Source organism: Algibacter sp. L1A34 (genome assembly GCF_009796805.1).
Classification (GTDB): Bacteria; Bacteroidota; Bacteroidia; order Flavobacteriales; family Flavobacteriaceae; genus Algibacter.
Map to the genome: position 1 here is coordinate 4,587,202 of NZ_CP047029.1, position 15,322 is coordinate 4,602,523.

16 protein-coding genes are annotated in these 15,322 nt (G+C 32.0%); 5 read left to right on the forward strand and 11 right to left on the reverse strand.

Annotated elements, in window-relative coordinates; translation table 11 throughout:
- Positions 1–84 precede the first annotated feature (84 nt).
- From GQR97_RS19370 to GQR97_RS19385, 4 genes are all read left to right on the forward strand, one after another.
- On the forward strand, positions 85–2,610 hold the full coding sequence (locus tag GQR97_RS19370) for a PIG-L family deacetylase (protein ID WP_158851421.1): 2,526 nt from the start codon (positions 85–87) through the stop codon (positions 2,608–2,610).
- A gap of 116 nt (positions 2,611–2,726) precedes the next feature.
- The gene (locus GQR97_RS19375; RefSeq protein ID WP_158851423.1) at positions 2,727–4,439 is read left to right on the forward strand and encodes a sodium:solute symporter; all 1,713 of its coding nucleotides are present in this window, start codon (positions 2,727–2,729) and stop codon (positions 4,437–4,439) included.
- Positions 4,417–5,403, forward strand: a complete 987-nt coding sequence (locus tag GQR97_RS19380; RefSeq protein WP_158851425.1) for a Gfo/Idh/MocA family protein — start codon at positions 4,417–4,419, stop codon at positions 5,401–5,403. Before GQR97_RS19375 ends, GQR97_RS19380 begins: the two co-directional genes overlap by 23 nt.
- Positions 5,404–5,547: 144 nt before the next feature.
- A complete protein-coding gene (locus GQR97_RS19385) occupies positions 5,548–5,760 on the forward strand; it encodes a hypothetical protein (RefSeq protein WP_158851427.1) in 213 nt (70 codons plus the stop codon).
- A gap of 137 nt (positions 5,761–5,897) precedes the next feature.
- Here the strand turns inward: GQR97_RS19385 and GQR97_RS19390 are convergent, their stop codons facing one another.
- The 4 genes from GQR97_RS19390 to pdxH all read right to left on the reverse strand — a co-directional run bounded on the left by GQR97_RS19390 (position 5,898) and on the right by pdxH (position 9,639).
- The gene (locus GQR97_RS19390; protein ID WP_158851429.1) at positions 5,898–6,422 is read right to left on the reverse strand and encodes a hypothetical protein; all 525 of its coding nucleotides are present in this window, start codon (positions 6,420–6,422) and stop codon (positions 5,898–5,900) included.
- A 163-nt stretch (positions 6,423–6,585) separates the two neighbouring features.
- On the reverse strand, positions 6,586–7,821 hold the full coding sequence (locus tag GQR97_RS19395; protein ID WP_158851431.1) for a glycoside hydrolase family 88 protein: 1,236 nt from the start codon (positions 7,819–7,821) through the stop codon (positions 6,586–6,588).
- 502 nt (positions 7,822–8,323) lie between these two features.
- Entirely contained in the window at positions 8,324–8,818 is a 495-nt protein-coding gene (locus GQR97_RS19400) for a CAP domain-containing protein (protein ID WP_158851433.1), read from the reverse strand.
- 173 nt (positions 8,819–8,991) lie between these two features.
- Positions 8,992–9,639: a pyridoxamine 5'-phosphate oxidase gene (gene pdxH / locus GQR97_RS19405; RefSeq protein WP_158851435.1), complete on the reverse strand. Its 648-nt coding sequence runs from the start codon at positions 9,637–9,639 to the stop codon at positions 8,992–8,994.
- A gap of 219 nt (positions 9,640–9,858) precedes the next feature.
- Between pdxH and GQR97_RS19410 the strand changes: the two genes are divergently transcribed.
- Positions 9,859–10,017, forward strand: coding sequence for a hypothetical protein (locus GQR97_RS19410; protein ID WP_158851437.1), 159 nt, complete (start codon positions 9,859–9,861; stop codon positions 10,015–10,017).
- A 124-nt stretch (positions 10,018–10,141) separates the two neighbouring features.
- Here GQR97_RS19410 and GQR97_RS19415 read toward each other — a convergent pair whose 3' ends face one another.
- The 7 genes from GQR97_RS19415 to GQR97_RS19445 form a co-directional block, all read right to left on the reverse strand.
- Positions 10,142–11,050: a ribonuclease Z gene (locus GQR97_RS19415; protein ID WP_158851439.1), complete on the reverse strand. Its 909-nt coding sequence runs from the start codon at positions 11,048–11,050 to the stop codon at positions 10,142–10,144.
- A gap of 4 nt (positions 11,051–11,054) precedes the next feature.
- Positions 11,055–11,525: a DUF3291 domain-containing protein gene (locus GQR97_RS19420; RefSeq protein ID WP_158851441.1), complete on the reverse strand. Its 471-nt coding sequence runs from the start codon at positions 11,523–11,525 to the stop codon at positions 11,055–11,057.
- 1 nt (position 11,526) lies between these two features.
- A complete protein-coding gene (locus GQR97_RS19425; RefSeq protein ID WP_158851443.1) occupies positions 11,527–11,859 on the reverse strand; it encodes a ribonuclease Z in 333 nt (110 codons plus the stop codon).
- 2 nt (positions 11,860–11,861) lie between these two features.
- Positions 11,862–12,791 carry an aspartate carbamoyltransferase catalytic subunit gene (locus tag GQR97_RS19430; RefSeq protein ID WP_158851445.1) on the reverse strand — a complete coding sequence of 310 codons (930 nt, stop codon included), beginning with the start codon at positions 12,789–12,791 and terminating at the stop codon, positions 11,862–11,864.
- A 79-nt stretch (positions 12,792–12,870) separates the two neighbouring features.
- Positions 12,871–13,410, reverse strand: coding sequence for a bifunctional pyr operon transcriptional regulator/uracil phosphoribosyltransferase PyrR (pyrR, locus tag GQR97_RS19435; protein ID WP_158851447.1), 540 nt, complete (start codon positions 13,408–13,410; stop codon positions 12,871–12,873).
- A gap of 246 nt (positions 13,411–13,656) precedes the next feature.
- Positions 13,657–14,193 (reverse strand): hypothetical protein, encoded by a 537-nt coding sequence (locus GQR97_RS19440; RefSeq protein WP_158851448.1) that lies wholly within the window; start codon positions 14,191–14,193, stop codon positions 13,657–13,659.
- 153 nt (positions 14,194–14,346) lie between these two features.
- The gene (locus GQR97_RS19445) at positions 14,347–15,231 is read right to left on the reverse strand and encodes a chromosome partitioning protein ParA (RefSeq protein ID WP_158851450.1); all 885 of its coding nucleotides are present in this window, start codon (positions 15,229–15,231) and stop codon (positions 14,347–14,349) included.
- Positions 15,232–15,322 lie beyond the last annotated feature (91 nt).

A 15,322-nucleotide genomic window follows, 5' to 3' on the forward strand; every position in this document is an offset into this window, starting at 1 on the left:
AAAACATAAAGTTAAAGAAACATTAAAACCGTCATATACCCTTTCAATCTTTGTTATATTTGATGCTTAGCTAACTATATATTTATGCAAAGTTCAAAATATTATCTTTTATTACTAGTTTTAACTGTTTCCCTTTCACAGGCACAAAAACCAAAAACACCAGCATCTAACGAGGTTTACGAATCTATCCAAAAACTTAATTTTTTAGGTTCAGTTTTATATGTTGCAGCTCATCCCGATGATGAAAACACAAGATTAATCTCATACCTTTCTAACGAGGTAAAAGCTAGAACAGCCTATCTTTCTTTAACACGTGGCGATGGTGGTCAAAACCTAATTGGTCCAGAAATAAGAGAATTACTAGGCGTTATTAGAACTCAAGAATTATTAGCAGCTAGACGCGTTGATGGTGGAGAACAATTTTTTTCTAGAGCCAATGATTTTGGTTACTCTAAACATCCAGACGAAACTTTACAAATTTGGAATAAAGATCAAGTTTTAAGCGATGTTGTTTTGGCAATCCGCCAGTTTAAACCCGATGTTATTATTAATAGGTTCGATCACAGAACTCCTGGAAGCACGCACGGTCACCATACTAGTTCTGCCATTTTAAGCTTAGAAGCCTTCGATTTAGCAAACAATAGCTCCTCTTATCCAGAACAATTAAAACAAACTTCTTTATGGCAACCAAAACGCATATTTTACAACACGAGTTGGTGGGCTTACGGTAGTGAAGAAAAATTTAATGCAGTCGATAAAAGCAACATGTTAAATTTTGATATTGGGGTATATTATCCGTTAAAAGGTCTGTCTAACAACGAAGTTGCTGCACAAGCTAGAAGCCAGCATTTATGTCAAGGTTTTGGGCGCACATTAGAGCGCGGTTCGCAAACAGAATATATTGAATTTTTAAAAGGAGATCCATTAAGTGAAAACAAAGATATTTTTAATGGAATTGACACCTCATGGAATCGAGTAAAAGGAGGAAAAGCCATTGGTGATATTTTATATGAAGTTGAAAATAATTTCAATTTCAAAAACCCTTCAGAACATATTCCGCAATTAATTGAAGCCTATAAATTACTTCAGAACATAGACGACGACCATTGGAGAATTCAAAAAACTAAAGAATTAAAATCTATTATAGAAATGTGTGCTGGTTTGTATTTAGAGGCATCGGCAGAAACGCCTTGGGCAACCCAAAACGAAATAGTTAAATTAGATATTGAAGTTTTAAACCGAAGTAATCAAAACATTACTTTAGAAAGTATTAAAAACGCAAACGCTATAAATATTGCAAAACATATTGAATTAAAAGAAAACACAAAATTCAACTTCAAAGAAACCTTTAAAATAGGAAGTCATCAACAACCAACAACACCATATTGGCTTACTAAAAAAGGAACTTTAGGTATGTACCAAGTGGATGATACAAATTTAATAGGCTTACCCGAAACACCACGAGTTTACAAAGTGGATTTCAATCTTCTTATTAATAACACACCCATTACATTCACAAAAAATGTGGTGTATCGATTTTCTAAACCAGATAAAGGTGAGTTGTATCGTCCATTTGAAATTATCCCAGAAGTTTCGGCAAAAATCACAGAAAATGTTATTATTCTAAATTCCAATGCCCAGCATGATATTTCAGTAATTGTAAAAGCTGGACGTGATAATTTAGAAGGGTCGGTAGAAGTTTGCCATCCTAAAGATTGGAGTATATTTCCAAAAAATCAAAAAATTTCAATTAAAAATAAAGGAGAAGAACAAACTTTAGTATTCACCGTAATTCCTCCTAAAACTCAAAGCGAAGGTATTATTAGCCCTATCGTACATATTGGCGATAAAGATTATACCAAAGAATTAATTTCAATTGATTATGATCACATTCCTTTCCAAACGGTTTTACTACCAAGCGAAAGTAAAATTGTGCGCTTAGATATTAAAAAGAAAGGCGAAAATATTGCTTATATTCAAGGTGCTGGCGATGTGGTTCCTGAGAGTTTGCAACAAATTGGATATAATGTCCGTATTTTAAAACCCGACGAAATTAATGCAGAAACATTAAGCCGTTTTGATGCTATTGTTGTAGGAATTAGAGCCTATAACACCGTTGAAGAATTAAAGTTTAAGCAAGAATTACTGTTTAATTTTGTCGCTCAAGGCGGAAATATGATTGTGCAATACAATACCAATCGTCGTTTAAAAGTTGACAATTTAGCACCATTCAGATTAGAACTTTCTCGTGATAGAGTTACCGATGAAACCGCCGATGTTACTTTTCTAAATCCAGAGCATCCTATTTTAAATTACCCAAATAAAATTACCCAAAATGATTTTGAAGGATGGACGCAAGAACGTGGGCTTTATTTCCCTAATAAATGGGCGCCCACCTTCACTCCTATTCTATCAATGCATGATAAAGGTGAAACAGACAAAAAAGGAAGCTTACTCGTTGCAAAACATGGTAATGGTTATTTTATTTATACTGGTTTAAGTTTTTTTAGAGAATTTCCGGCAGGAGTTTCTGGAGCTTATAGACTGTTTGCTAATATGCTTTCTATTGGTAAAGAAGATTTAAAACAAGAGGCAAAACTAAACGATTAACTATGGAAGAAAAACAACCAAAAAAACAAGTTTGGCTAAAATTATATTCTTTAGTTCTAATTGCCAACGCTATCTATTTCGTCCTTTTTTACTTAATAACAAAAGCCTTTTAATTTATGCAAACTTTAAATTGGATCGATTGGGTAGTGCTTTGTGTAACTTTAATAGCTATAGTAGCTTACGGCACGTACCAAACCCGAGGTAGCCGTAATGTACAAGATTATTTAAAAGGAGGAAATACATCAAAATGGTGGACCATCGGTCTTTCGGTAATGGCAACCCAAGCCAGTGCCATCACCTTTCTTTCAACGCCTGGGCAAGCTTTTAACGACGGTATGGGCTTTGTACAATTCTACTTTGGCTTACCTATTGCCATGGTAGTTATTTGTATGGTTTTCATTCCATTATACCACAGATTAAAAGTTTATACAGCATACGAATTTCTAGAAAACCGCTTCGACTTAAAAACTCGAACATTAACGGCCATTCTGTTTTTAATACAACGTGGCTTGGCAGCAGGAATTACCATTTTTGCACCTGCAATTATTCTTTCCGTAGTTCTTAAATGGGATTTACTGACACTAAATATTGTTATCGGGTTTCTAGTCATTATTTACACCGTTTCCGGAGGAACACGCGCTGTAAACGTAACTCAAAAACACCAAATGGTCGTTATTTTTATCGGGATGCTTGTTGCTTTCTTTTTAATTGTTAGTAAGCTTCCGCAAGATATTACATTCAGTAAAGCACTTGATATTGCTGGAGCTAGTGGTAAAATGGAAGTTTTAGATTTTTCATTCAACTTAAATAATCGTTACACCTTTTGGAGTGGTATTATTGGCGGTACATTTTTAATGTTATCCTATTTCGGGACCGATCAAAGCCAAGTACAGCGCTACCTTTCTGGCAAATCTGTTAAAGAAATGCAACTTGGTTTAATTTTTAATGGACTTTTAAAAATACCTATGCAATTCTTTATTTTATTGGTAGGCGTTATGGTTTTCGTGTTTTATCAATTTAATGAAGCTCCTGTAAATTTTAATCCAACAGCAACAGAAGTTGTTTTAAATTCTAAATATGCCGATGAATTTAAAACCCTTCAAAATGAACAAAAAACAATTTTTAACGATAAGCAAAATATCATTAAATCTTTTTTAAATTCTGATAATCCAGAAGCATCAAAACAAATCGCTTTAGCCAATGAAGCCAATGATAAATTGCGACAAAAAGCTAGAGATTTAATTGATAAAGCTTCGGAAAGTGAAAGTATAAAAATAGAAAGCAACGATAAGGATTATGTTTTTATTCATTTTATTCTGAATAATTTACCACGCGGACTAATCGGTTTACTTTTAGCAGTAATTTTAAGCGCAGCCATGTCGAGTACTGCAAGTGAATTAAACGCTTTAGGCTCTACAACAACCATAGATTTATACAAACGAAATACTAGCGAAAAAACAGAAGAAGAAATGGTAAGAGCCTCACGTTGGTTTACATTTGCTTGGGGAATTATTGCTATAGGTGTAGCTTGTGTTGCCAATTTAGCCGAAAACTTAATTCAGCTTGTAAATATTATTGGATCTATTTTTTATGGCAACGTTTTAGGTGTGTTTTTGTTAGCTTTTTTCTTTAAATTTGTAAAAGGAAATGCCGTATTTATAGGAGCCTTAATAACGCAATTTATTGTAATTGCATTATATCTTTTAGACTTAAACAATCTTATTAACTTGCCATTTTTATGGTTAAATTTTGTGGGTTGTGCTATTGTAATCGCAATTTCATGTATAATTCAAATACTTATTCCAAATGAAAAACCAATCACAAGTTAAAACAATAAACTGGGGTATTATTGGCTTAGGAAGTATTGCTAATAAATTTGCAACAGATTTATTAACTATTCCAGACGCTAAACTTTACGCTGTAGCATCGCGATCACAAGATAAAGCAGATCTTTTTGCTGATAAATATAGCGCTACCAAAGCATATGATAGTTATGAAGCCTTGGCAAACGACAAAAATATAGACGCCATTTACATTGCCACACCTCACGCTTTACATAAAGAAAACACCTTGTTATGCTTAGAAAAAGGCATAGCAGTTTTATGCGAAAAACCTTTTGCTATGGACGCTCAAGAAGTTAGTATTATGATAGCGAAAGCCAAAGAAAAAAACGTGTTGCTAATGGAAGCGCTTTGGACTTACTTTTTACCGCATTATCAGTTTGTTTTAAAGGAATTGAAAAATGAAACTTACGGTAAGCTTTTAAAAGTGGAAACCGATTTTGGTTTTCATCGTGATTTTGATAATTCAGCAAGATTATTTAATAAATCGCTCGGTGGTGGAAGCCTACTCGACATTGGGATTTACTCAATTTTTACAGCCTTATCAACTTTAGGTATTCCAGAAAAAATGGAAGCCGAAGCTACGTTTTTTAAAAATGGTGCAGATTCATCTTGCAATATTTCCTTTAGTTATAAAAATGGTAAAACCGCGAAACTAAAAAGCACACTTTTGGAAGATACTCCAACCGAAGCTATTTTTTATTGTGAAAATGGAACTATTAAAATTAATACCATGTTCCACATGCCTACCACGGTAACTGTGATCGCTAATGGAGAAGAAAAAACTTTAGATTTTGGGTATAAAACTATTGGGTATAACTACGAGGCTATTCACTTTAATGAATTGATCCGTGCTGGAAAAACAGAAAGTGATATTATGACTTTCGAGTTTAGTGAAAAACTTATAAATACTCTAGATACCGTTAGAAACCTTATTAAACTAGAATATTAAAATCATATTTTCTTTAATAAATTATAAATCTGTCCGATAAGTTCAAAATTAACTTATCGGGCATTTTTGTTATATGGCTTAATCAAAACTTAGTGTAAAGCATGATCTTTAACTTGTGTAAACTATGTCACTTAACAAACAGCAATGAAACAGAAGTACACATATAAAAATAATCGGAATTTATTGAAAAATATAAATTTTGAATACTTTGAAACTTATTCTCTTCAGCGAGGAGAAAAGCTTGAGAAGAAAATCAAATCTTTAGAATCTGAATTTGATAAAATTAAATCCAAAACTGACCGAAATGAAACGCTAAAAAATAGATTATCTGAATTTCACTCAAGTAATTGTCAATAAGAAAGGAGAATCTCATTTTTCAGCAATAAATTTCAGAACAAAATAAATAATTTCTATATCTAAACGGGTTGAAAAGAAATATACTTTTCAGCCCGTTTATTTTACTTGTATTTAGAGCTAATCCTATTATACTTCAATTAAATACTTTCAATTTTTTTTATGTAAATTCCATTAAAACAATCGTCTGCACAATTTTCATGAACATAACCGCATGTTGAAATTAATCCATCATTTTCAGTTTCAAAATAAACCTTGGAATTATCTCTATCAATCAACCATTCATTTTCGGCTTTATCATAAACTTCATCTAACGTTAAAGCTTCCGCTCCAGCGTATTTGTGATCCCCTATTTCATCCTCATTTTCGGTCCACTCCAATTCTTCATCTGTAATATCTTCAGATAAATCGTCAGTAATAAAATATTCAAAGTGTCTTTTAATTATTACACCATTAGCAACGGTGATAGTAGTCTCCGAATACCAACCAACCCAAGAACTTTTAATAACAATATATTTATATGAATTATTGTTAGATATTTTAAATTCCTCTAGAACTTGATGACTAACTTCAAAACCATTTTTATGCGAAATATCATCAGATTCACAAGATAACATCAAGTTTCCCAATAAAATTAATGCGATAAGATAAATTTTGTTATTCATACTTTTGAGTTTTATTTTCTAGATACACCTTTTTGAATTTGGTTGCGTAAGAAAACATAAAAAACTAATGTATTAAACAACTTGAAGTAGAATTTATAAAATGATTACGGAGAGTATAAAAAAGGAGATTTTTAGGACTAGCTCAAAAATCTCCTTTACTAAATTATATTTTATGCAAAGGCTCCAATAAAGGAATACCCTCATTTAACTTCTTTAATCTTAATAAAGCTTCAACATAATAGTAATCGGCATAAATAATAGAATAATCAATTTCTGAATTAGCAGGTGCATGACCTGTTGAATGCAATAAACATGCCGTATTAACGTCTTTACTTTGGTAGTTTTTCGACAACTCTTCTAACATCTTCTCTCCCTTTTCTCTATATTCTTTAGCTAAATTTTCATCTTTAGTAAAGGTTGATAATTCTAGGATGGCAGAAGCCACCACAGCAGCCGCAGAAGCATCTCTTTCTACGTTTGGAATATTTGGAGCATCGAAGTCCCAATAAGGTATTAAATCCTCAGGTAAACGGTCTAAATACACTTGAGTTACTTTTTGTGCAAAATCTAAATATTTAGGATCTTTTGTTTCTCTATAAACCATAGTGTAACCGTAAATAGCCCACGATTGTCCACGAGCCCACATACTGCTATCACTATAACCTTGGTGTGTTACTGCTTTAATTTTCTCACCTGTATCTTTATCGTAAATCACAACATGATAAGAACTATAGTCTGGTCTAAATTGATTTTCCATAGTTACATCGGCATGACTAACAGCCATGTCATACAACGCTTTATTATCACCATTTTTAGAAGCCCAGAATAGTAATTCTAAGTTAATCATGTTATCCATAATGGTGTTATGCTGCGGCCATTCCATATTAGGCACATCTCTTGGCCATGACAAAATAGTTCCCACATTAGGATTAAACAACGTTGCCAATGTATCTGCCGTTTTTAATATAACATCTTTATATTCTGGATTTTTAGTTAAACGATAACCATTACCGTAACTATTAAATACTTGAAAACCTAAATCGTGATCTAAAGCAGGTGTTACAGAAAGAGGTTTAAGATATTCTGTAAATTTATCTGCCGTTTGCTCCCATGTTTTTTCATTATTAAATTCATATAAATACCAAAGTTCTCCTGGCCAAAAACCGCTAGTCCAATCTTTATAATCTACATAACGCCATTCTTTACTACCTGGTGCAATATTTCTTGGAATATCACCTTCGGCTGGAACCAATTTTAAAGCACTCGAAGCCTGACCAACGCAATATGCTAATTGAGCATCAACATCAAAACTAGTTTCTAGTGCTACTTCACTTTTATTTTTGCCACAATTTATCATTAGAAGTGTTACAAAGAGCGCACCTAAAATTTGTAATTTCATATTCCTCATATTTAATATCTATAATTTTCTTACTTAATTTTTCAAGTTTCGATCATCTAATTATTGCGATTAAATTTCAATCGCAGACTACTTAATTTTATAATTCAATATTAGTAAGAATAAATATTTAACATCATAAATTATAGCGCAATTAGTATAAATTATAGTCGTATTTAATATAAAAGTGCTTTAAAATCAACAGATATCGAATTATCTCTATAAAATTTGACCTATTAAAAACTTACGGCCTGTTATATTTATTAAGCTTACCAAATACTCATAAATGAAAATTTTTAGATTAATAACAACAGAAAAGACACTCAAATATTAACAGGGTATTATTTTAAATTTACGCACAAAAAAAATCCCCTGATTAACTCAGAGGATTCTTTTATCTCAAATTAAATAACAACACTTCAATTTGTTATTAATTTACCTGTTTAATTCATTATGGCTATTAATTAGTAAATAAACAAGCTATCATTAAAGTAACTACGTTACTTTATTTTTTTATAAAAATATTGGTATAATACCATCTTCCATTTTCATTTTGTTCTGCAGATATATCAAAGTTTGTAAAATCTCCTTCAATATTATGGCGATGTCCTTCACTCTCTAACCAAGCTGTTACTAATGTTTTAGCCGAACTATAACCATAAGCAACATTTTCTGAGACTCTTTCTGCTCCTGTATGAGATTTTAAATACTCACTTCTTTTAAAAAAATAATCGTGTGAAATTTTATTATTTTCAAGCATATAATCGGTATGGCTATAAGCCACAGATTTTACAATATCCATATCCTCCAAAGGGTTTAATCCTTTAGACAGCCTGTAATCATTAATTAATTCCAAAGTTTCAACTTCAATTGTTTTGGATTCCATGGTAACTTCACTAATCACGATTGTTCCAGAATCATCATCCATACGCTCTGTAGAACAAGAAAAAGCAAACATGGCTATAAAAGCAAATAACGGAAGTTTAAAAAATGATTTCATAAGTAGGTAGGTTAAAAATTGTTGACTTGGTTCAACAAAGTTATACACCTACTTAAAAGAAAATGTTAACGAAATGTTAAAATCGATGAAAAACAAGCCTTTCATCGATTTTAAATGCTTTTTATCGCTGAAATACATATTTAATAAATCTAAAAATGTATTTCAACGACATTTTAAGAAGATAAGCGATTAACCAACCAATTATAATCCTCTTGAAGTTGATATCGAATTCTATCGTGTAATCTATTAGGTCGTCCTTGCCAAAATTCTATTTCAATAGGTTTTACAATATAACCTCCCCAATATTTAGGACGCAAAATAGGTTTGCCTTCATATTCTTTTTCTAATTCAGACAGTTTGTTTTCAAGATAAGCACGATCGGGAATAACTTCACTCTGGTGAGAAACTAAAGCTCCTAACTGACTCCCAACTGGACGCGACTCAAAATATCCGTCGCTCATGTTCTCTGCTATTTTTTCAGCTTTACCCTTTATAATAATTTGCCGCTCTGCACCATGCCAAAAAAAAGACAAACAAACATTTGGATTTACTGCAATAGCTTTTCCCTTTTCACTTTCATAATTTGTATAAAAAATAAAACCTTCATAAGTATAGCGTTTTAATAGTACAACCCTATTTTTAGGATAGCCATCTAATCCAAAAGTTGAAACCGTCATGGCATTTGTTTCATCTTCAGTAAAATGTAAATCTACCTCATGAAACCATTTTTGAAATAATTCCATTGGGTTTTCGGGCACTTCTTTTAAAAGCAATTCGCCTTTATCATAAGATTTTCTATAGTTACTTAAATCATTTTCCATAGATACAAAATAACAAAAAAAAATAATTCTATAAACTTTTTTAACGTAAGATTTTCCGAATATTAAGAGTGGTAAATAATAAAAAATACAATTCAAAATATTTTAATAACATGATGCATAAGAAAATAAAACTTTCCTTCGGAACGTACTATTTTTGTAACAAAATTATAATTTCAGAATTAAATGAAGGCGTACATTTTGATTGAAAAAAAAGGCTACATGATGATTAATAAAATCTTAGAGTTTTATGGTGAAGATGCTAAAGTTGATTTTATATCAAATAGAATAAACAATTACTCTGTAGACCCAAATAATTGGGTGAGAACGCATACCGAATATAACTTTATGGTTACAAGCGCAATAAAAATCAAGCTATAAAGTACTACACTAGAAAAACACTTTTCTCAAAAAAAAACTAAAACGCTGCTTATCTCTAAAAGAAGCCACTACCTAGTTATTAAAATTAAAAAAACTGAAAGTGTAATTATTAAAATTACTACAATTAACCAAAATCGAACACTTTACCATCTGCACTTAACTCCACATTATCAAAAACTTCCTCAGCTTCGGTTTTAAAGCCTTCTAAACCTCCATAGCGCGTAGAAAAATGTCCTAACACCAAAGTACCTACATTGGCCTGCTTAGCAATCCTAGCTGCTTCTTTTGCTGTAGAATGTTTTGTTTTTGGACCTAAGTGTGCGTGTTTTTCCAAAAACGTAGACTCGTGATATAACACATCTACATTTTTTATAATAGGTACAATATCTTCCTTATAGACCGTATCACTACAAAAAGCATAACTTTTAGGTTTTTCGGCAGGACTAGTAACAGATTCATTTCTTATTAAAACACCATCCTCATTTTCAACATCAAAACCTTGTTTTAATTTACGATAATACGCCACATTTATATTGGCTTCTTCAGCTAAATAAGCATTGAGTTTACGTTCGCCTATTTTCTCTTTAAAAAGGTAGCCATTGGTATAAACACGATGTTCTAACGGAATGGTATGAACTTCTACCACATCATCTTCATAAATTAATTCCGATTCTTTGGATGTTAATTCATGGAAATACAAATTATAATTGGTCCAAGAATCGGCCAACTTCATCTGTAATGTTACTATTTCTTTAATACCTTTTGGTCCATAAACATGTAAATCGGCTTCTCGTTTTAGCAGTCTAAAAGTAGAGATTAAACCTACTAATCCAAAAAAATGATCGCCATGCAAATGCGAAATAAACACATGCTTTATGCGGTTGAATTTAATTTTATGCCTACGTAAATGTACTTGAGTACCTTCTCCACAATCTATTAAAAACATGTGGTTGTTAATTTCTAAAACCTGTGCAGTTGTGTTCGTTAAAGCTCTTGGAGTTGCGCTATAACAGCCTAAAATTGTGAGCTTCATAAATTTATTTTATTAGTTTGTAATGTAAAGCTTCTTCAACAGAAAATTTACTTTTAAAGGTGAACGCATAAGGCGTCTCACCATGTATATTTAAGTAATCTAATCGATCTTTAGCGTCTTGAAACGTTGGTATATAACCCTCAGGAATATACCAGAAAGCCATGTGTAGCATTTTCATTTTGCTAAACCATTCTTTTTTACGCTTAAAAACCTCAATATGTCCAGAGCTATAGGTATAATTAAAAAGTGCTTCTCTGCTTTCCCAAACCGATATATTAATGATTAAAGTATCATCTTTAAAAACAAGTACAGCCGCATCCTTATCTTCATCCTTTAAACGCCAAATAAAACCATCACTAACATCCGCAATAGCATTCATTTTATCCACATTATCTAAAAAACCTTGCATAACGGGATCACTTAAAGGCGCCAAACATTTAGCTATATTTACTTGAGATAAAAAATACCGACTCATATTAAAGTCCTAAATCGCGCTCCATAACTTCCATTTCAATAAGATCATGAGCTTCTTGCAAAGTTGGCACAATAGCTAACTCCTCTGGAGCTTCGTCTAAATCAATCTTACCCGAAACAATAACAAACGAATGGTTTGCTGCACGATGCGTATTCGAAATTTGTAAAAACTCACTAACCTCAGCCTTACTTATTGCATCTAACGACGTTAAAGCTATAATTATGTTATTGTTTTTAAACTTAGGGTATAAAGCTTGTATTTTTTTTATCAATTCTATACTCGTAGCTTTTACTTGAGTAATAATGGATGTATTTTCTTTTTGATTTATTATCATAATTACTGTTTTATTTTAGATGCCAATAAATAAATTACTGCCATACGCACCGCTACTCCATTCTGCACCTGATCTAAAATAATAGCTTGGTCAGAATCGGCAACATCACTGGTTATTTCAACACCACGATTTATTGGGCCAGGATGCATGATAGTAATTTCTTTATCTAGCGAGTTTAGTAAATCTTTAGTAACACCAAACTGTTGTGTATATTCTCGAGTGGATGGAAAATAACTAATATCCATACGTTCATTTTGCACACGCAGCATATTAGCAACATCGCACCAATTTAAGGCTTTTCTTAAATTGGTCTCTACTTTTACTCCTAATTTATCAATATATTTTGGTAACAACGTTTTTGGTCCACAAACCATAACCTCTGCGCCTTGCAATTGTAATGCAAATATGTTAGATAGTGCTACCCTACTATGTAAAATATCGCCAACAATAACCACTTTTTTTCCTTTTACGCCGCCTAGTTTTTCACGAATAGAATACGAATCTAACAAGGCTTGTGTTGGATGCTCATGCGCGCCATCACCAGCATTTATAATACTAGCCTTAACATGTTTAGATAAAAATACACCAGCGCCAGGGTTTGGGTGTCGCATAACAACCATATCCACTTTCATCGATAAAATATTGTTTACCGTATCGATTAAAGTTTCTCCTTTTTTAACCGATGATTGCGCCGAAGAAAAATTTAAAACATCGGCCGACAAACGTTTTTCTGCCAGCTCAAACGATAACTTTGTTCGTGTAGAATTTTCGAAAAATAGGTTGGCAATCGTAATATCACGCAGCGAAGGCACTTTTTTAATTGGTCGGTTTATCACTTCTTTAAAATGATCGGCCGTTTCAAAAATAAGTTGAATATCCTGTTTGTTCAGGTATTTAATACCTAATAAGTGGTTTACACTTAATTCGCTCATGATTTTAATATTCAGTTGGCCCCAATAGTTGCCAGTTGTTCAAATTGTATATTGTCTAGCTTCTTCTAAAACTAAAAAACTATTTTTCAATTAAATAAACCGCATCTTCACCATCTTGCTCCGTCCAGTTTACTTTTACTTTTTCATTATTAATTACATCAACCTGTCGGCCACGATAATCGGGCTGTATTGGTAAATGCCTACTAAAACGTCTATCTATAAATGTTAAAAGTTCAATTTCTTGAGGTCTCCCAAAAGACTGTATAGCAGTTAAAGCTGCACGAATACTACGTCCTGTATATAAAACATCGTCCACAAAAACGACATTTTTATCTTCAACTAAAAAATTAATTTTAGTAGCATTGGCCTCCAACGGTTTATCGCTTCGTCTAAAATCGTCGCGGTAAAAGGTAATATCCAATCTACCTAGTTTAATATCTTTAATTTTATAATCTTCGGTTAAAATTTTAGCCAATCTACTGGCTAAAAATACGCCACGTGGCTGTAAACCAATTAAAACGGTATTCGAAAAATCGTGATGTCGTTCAATAAGTTGGCAAGCCAATCTGTGAAGAATGATATTTATGGCTTTAGCGTTAAGTAAAACTTTTTGACTCATATGGTGTTCCAAACGTATTTGGTAAACAAAGGTAATGCAAAAAAAGATAAGTAGAAACCCTAGTCAATAACTTTATTTTGGGCGCAACCCTATCGGGTCGGGCTATACGTTGCAAGTCCTCGTAATCCCGATTATCATCGGGCTTACTGTGGGCTTTTCACTACTATCCCTTGCGCATAGTTCGCAGCGGTAGTTTTTAAACTAAAATTCCGTTTTTTTTATCAGCAATTATCAACTAAAGTAAATCTATAATCCTAATATTTTAGCATCTACAAAGAAGGTGGAATTTACATCAATATTATGGTCTTCTGTAATCAATTCATCTGTAACCGTTTCTACTCTTAAAGTATAGGTGTCACTTTTTATATAGTTTTTTAAATCGTCTGAAGTTGTTTCTAAATCCAAAACATTCTCCGAGTTTTCAGGAACTTGATCCAACCAAGCAATAATAACCTCTTCTTCATTTTCAGCAGAAATATAAATTTTAATGGAATTTAAAAAATCAAAATCACCAGTTTCAGGAGCTGTAATATCCAATTCCATAGCAGTTAATTCAATAGATTCTATTAAATCCTTATTCGTATTATTACTTTCAAAAGTAGATTCAGAATTAGAAGTAACTTCGGGTGTTCCTGCATTAAAAGGCAAATCTATAACAGTAGCAGATTCTATTACAATTTCTTCCGTATAGTTTATTTCAAATTTGGTTAATTCATCTAGTGCATCACAGCTAAAAAATAAAATTATTAATACAGCGCTAGCAATTAATTTAATGGTTCTCATAGGTTTAAATTTGGGAATTTAATTATTTTATGTTTTCAAATATAAGATAAAACAACAACTAACCTATTTTAAAAATAACCAGCCTTTTAATAAAACAAAAAAAACTCAAGTTTTTTAAACTTGAGTTTTTCTATTAAGAATTAATTAACGAGTCTATTTTAACCTAAACTCAGAGCTTGATACTAAATCTTTTTCATTATAAACGTTAACAATATAACGTCCTTTTTCAAATTTCTCTTTTCCTTTAGATGCAACAAACTCACATACATTAAGAGAAGCGTTTTCATAATTAAATTTACTAATCATACTATAGTTCAATATAGTTTCATCAAACTGAACTTGCTCATTTAAACCTAAAGTATGATTTAAAGGATCTATAACTTGTACATAAAGTTCCTGATCGCCACTCTGCACTAAGGTGTTTTTAGCAACCGTGTAACATACTCTTATTTTATCGGTACGGCTAGCACGTTCTGTTGGTATTAATTTTCCAGATGCACGTTCTATAACTCCAAAGCCTTTTAAACCAAAAGCTCCTAAAACAGATGCGCTATTAACCACTTCTGCCAATGCAGTATTTTGTATAAGTAAAGAGTCTGTAAAAATAGTACGTTCCTCTAAACGCACTCTAGTACTATCTAAAGATGTAGCTAAATAAGAGTTTTCAACACGTAAAGAATCGTTTTGTGCCATTAACACATCCATTTCTTTCTGTAATGATGTATACTTTTGTTTATATCTCCACAAGCTTTTTACGTTAGTTTCAGATATTTGCAAAGAATCCATTAAACCCTGAATTCTTCCACGAGCATCAATTAAATTTTTATTCGAAATTTGATTTTCACTAATAGCCTCGTCATATTGCTTAGCCATAGTATTAAGGTCATTCATTACCAAACGTTTTTGCTCGGTTAAATCTTTTTCAACTTCGTTACTTTTCTTATTTAGGTTCATAGCATAAAAACCAGTTGCTAAAAACAAAACCAATGCAATGCCTAAAGCAACTTTAAGCCCTGTACTACTACTATTATTTTCCATATTTCTTACTTTTGTGTTTAATTTTAAAATACTAATGTATTCTCGATATTTGCTTTATATACGAACTTCTTTTTATTTTGGACGTATTACA

Coding starts and splice junctions, on each gene's coding strand:
- GQR97_RS19370 (WP_158851421.1), top strand. CDS start 85: ATGCAAAGTTCAAAATATTATCTTTTATTACTAGTTTTAACTGTTTCC.
- GQR97_RS19375 (WP_158851423.1), top strand. CDS start 2,727: ATGCAAACTTTAAATTGGATCGATTGGGTAGTGCTTTGTGTAACTTTA.
- GQR97_RS19380 (WP_158851425.1), top strand. CDS start 4,417: ATGAAAAACCAATCACAAGTTAAAACAATAAACTGGGGTATTATTGGC.
- GQR97_RS19385 (WP_158851427.1), top strand. CDS start 5,548: ATGAAACAGAAGTACACATATAAAAATAATCGGAATTTATTGAAAAAT.
- GQR97_RS19390 (WP_158851429.1), bottom strand. CDS start 6,422: ATGAATAACAAAATTTATCTTATCGCATTAATTTTATTGGGAAACTTG.
- GQR97_RS19395 (WP_158851431.1), bottom strand. CDS start 7,821: ATGAAATTACAAATTTTAGGTGCGCTCTTTGTAACACTTCTAATGATA.
- GQR97_RS19400 (WP_158851433.1), bottom strand. CDS start 8,818: ATGAAATCATTTTTTAAACTTCCGTTATTTGCTTTTATAGCCATGTTT.
- pdxH (WP_158851435.1), bottom strand. CDS start 9,639: ATGGAAAATGATTTAAGTAACTATAGAAAATCTTATGATAAAGGCGAA.
- GQR97_RS19410 (WP_158851437.1), top strand. CDS start 9,859: ATGATGATTAATAAAATCTTAGAGTTTTATGGTGAAGATGCTAAAGTT.
- GQR97_RS19415 (WP_158851439.1), bottom strand. CDS start 11,050: ATGAAGCTCACAATTTTAGGCTGTTATAGCGCAACTCCAAGAGCTTTA.
- GQR97_RS19420 (WP_158851441.1), bottom strand. CDS start 11,525: ATGAGTCGGTATTTTTTATCTCAAGTAAATATAGCTAAATGTTTGGCG.
- GQR97_RS19425 (WP_158851443.1), bottom strand. CDS start 11,859: ATGATAATAAATCAAAAAGAAAATACATCCATTATTACTCAAGTAAAA.
- GQR97_RS19430 (WP_158851445.1), bottom strand. CDS start 12,791: ATGAGCGAATTAAGTGTAAACCACTTATTAGGTATTAAATACCTGAAC.
- pyrR (WP_158851447.1), bottom strand. CDS start 13,410: ATGAGTCAAAAAGTTTTACTTAACGCTAAAGCCATAAATATCATTCTT.
- GQR97_RS19440 (WP_158851448.1), bottom strand. CDS start 14,193: ATGAGAACCATTAAATTAATTGCTAGCGCTGTATTAATAATTTTATTT.
- GQR97_RS19445 (WP_158851450.1), bottom strand. CDS start 15,231: ATGGAAAATAATAGTAGTAGTACAGGGCTTAAAGTTGCTTTAGGCATT.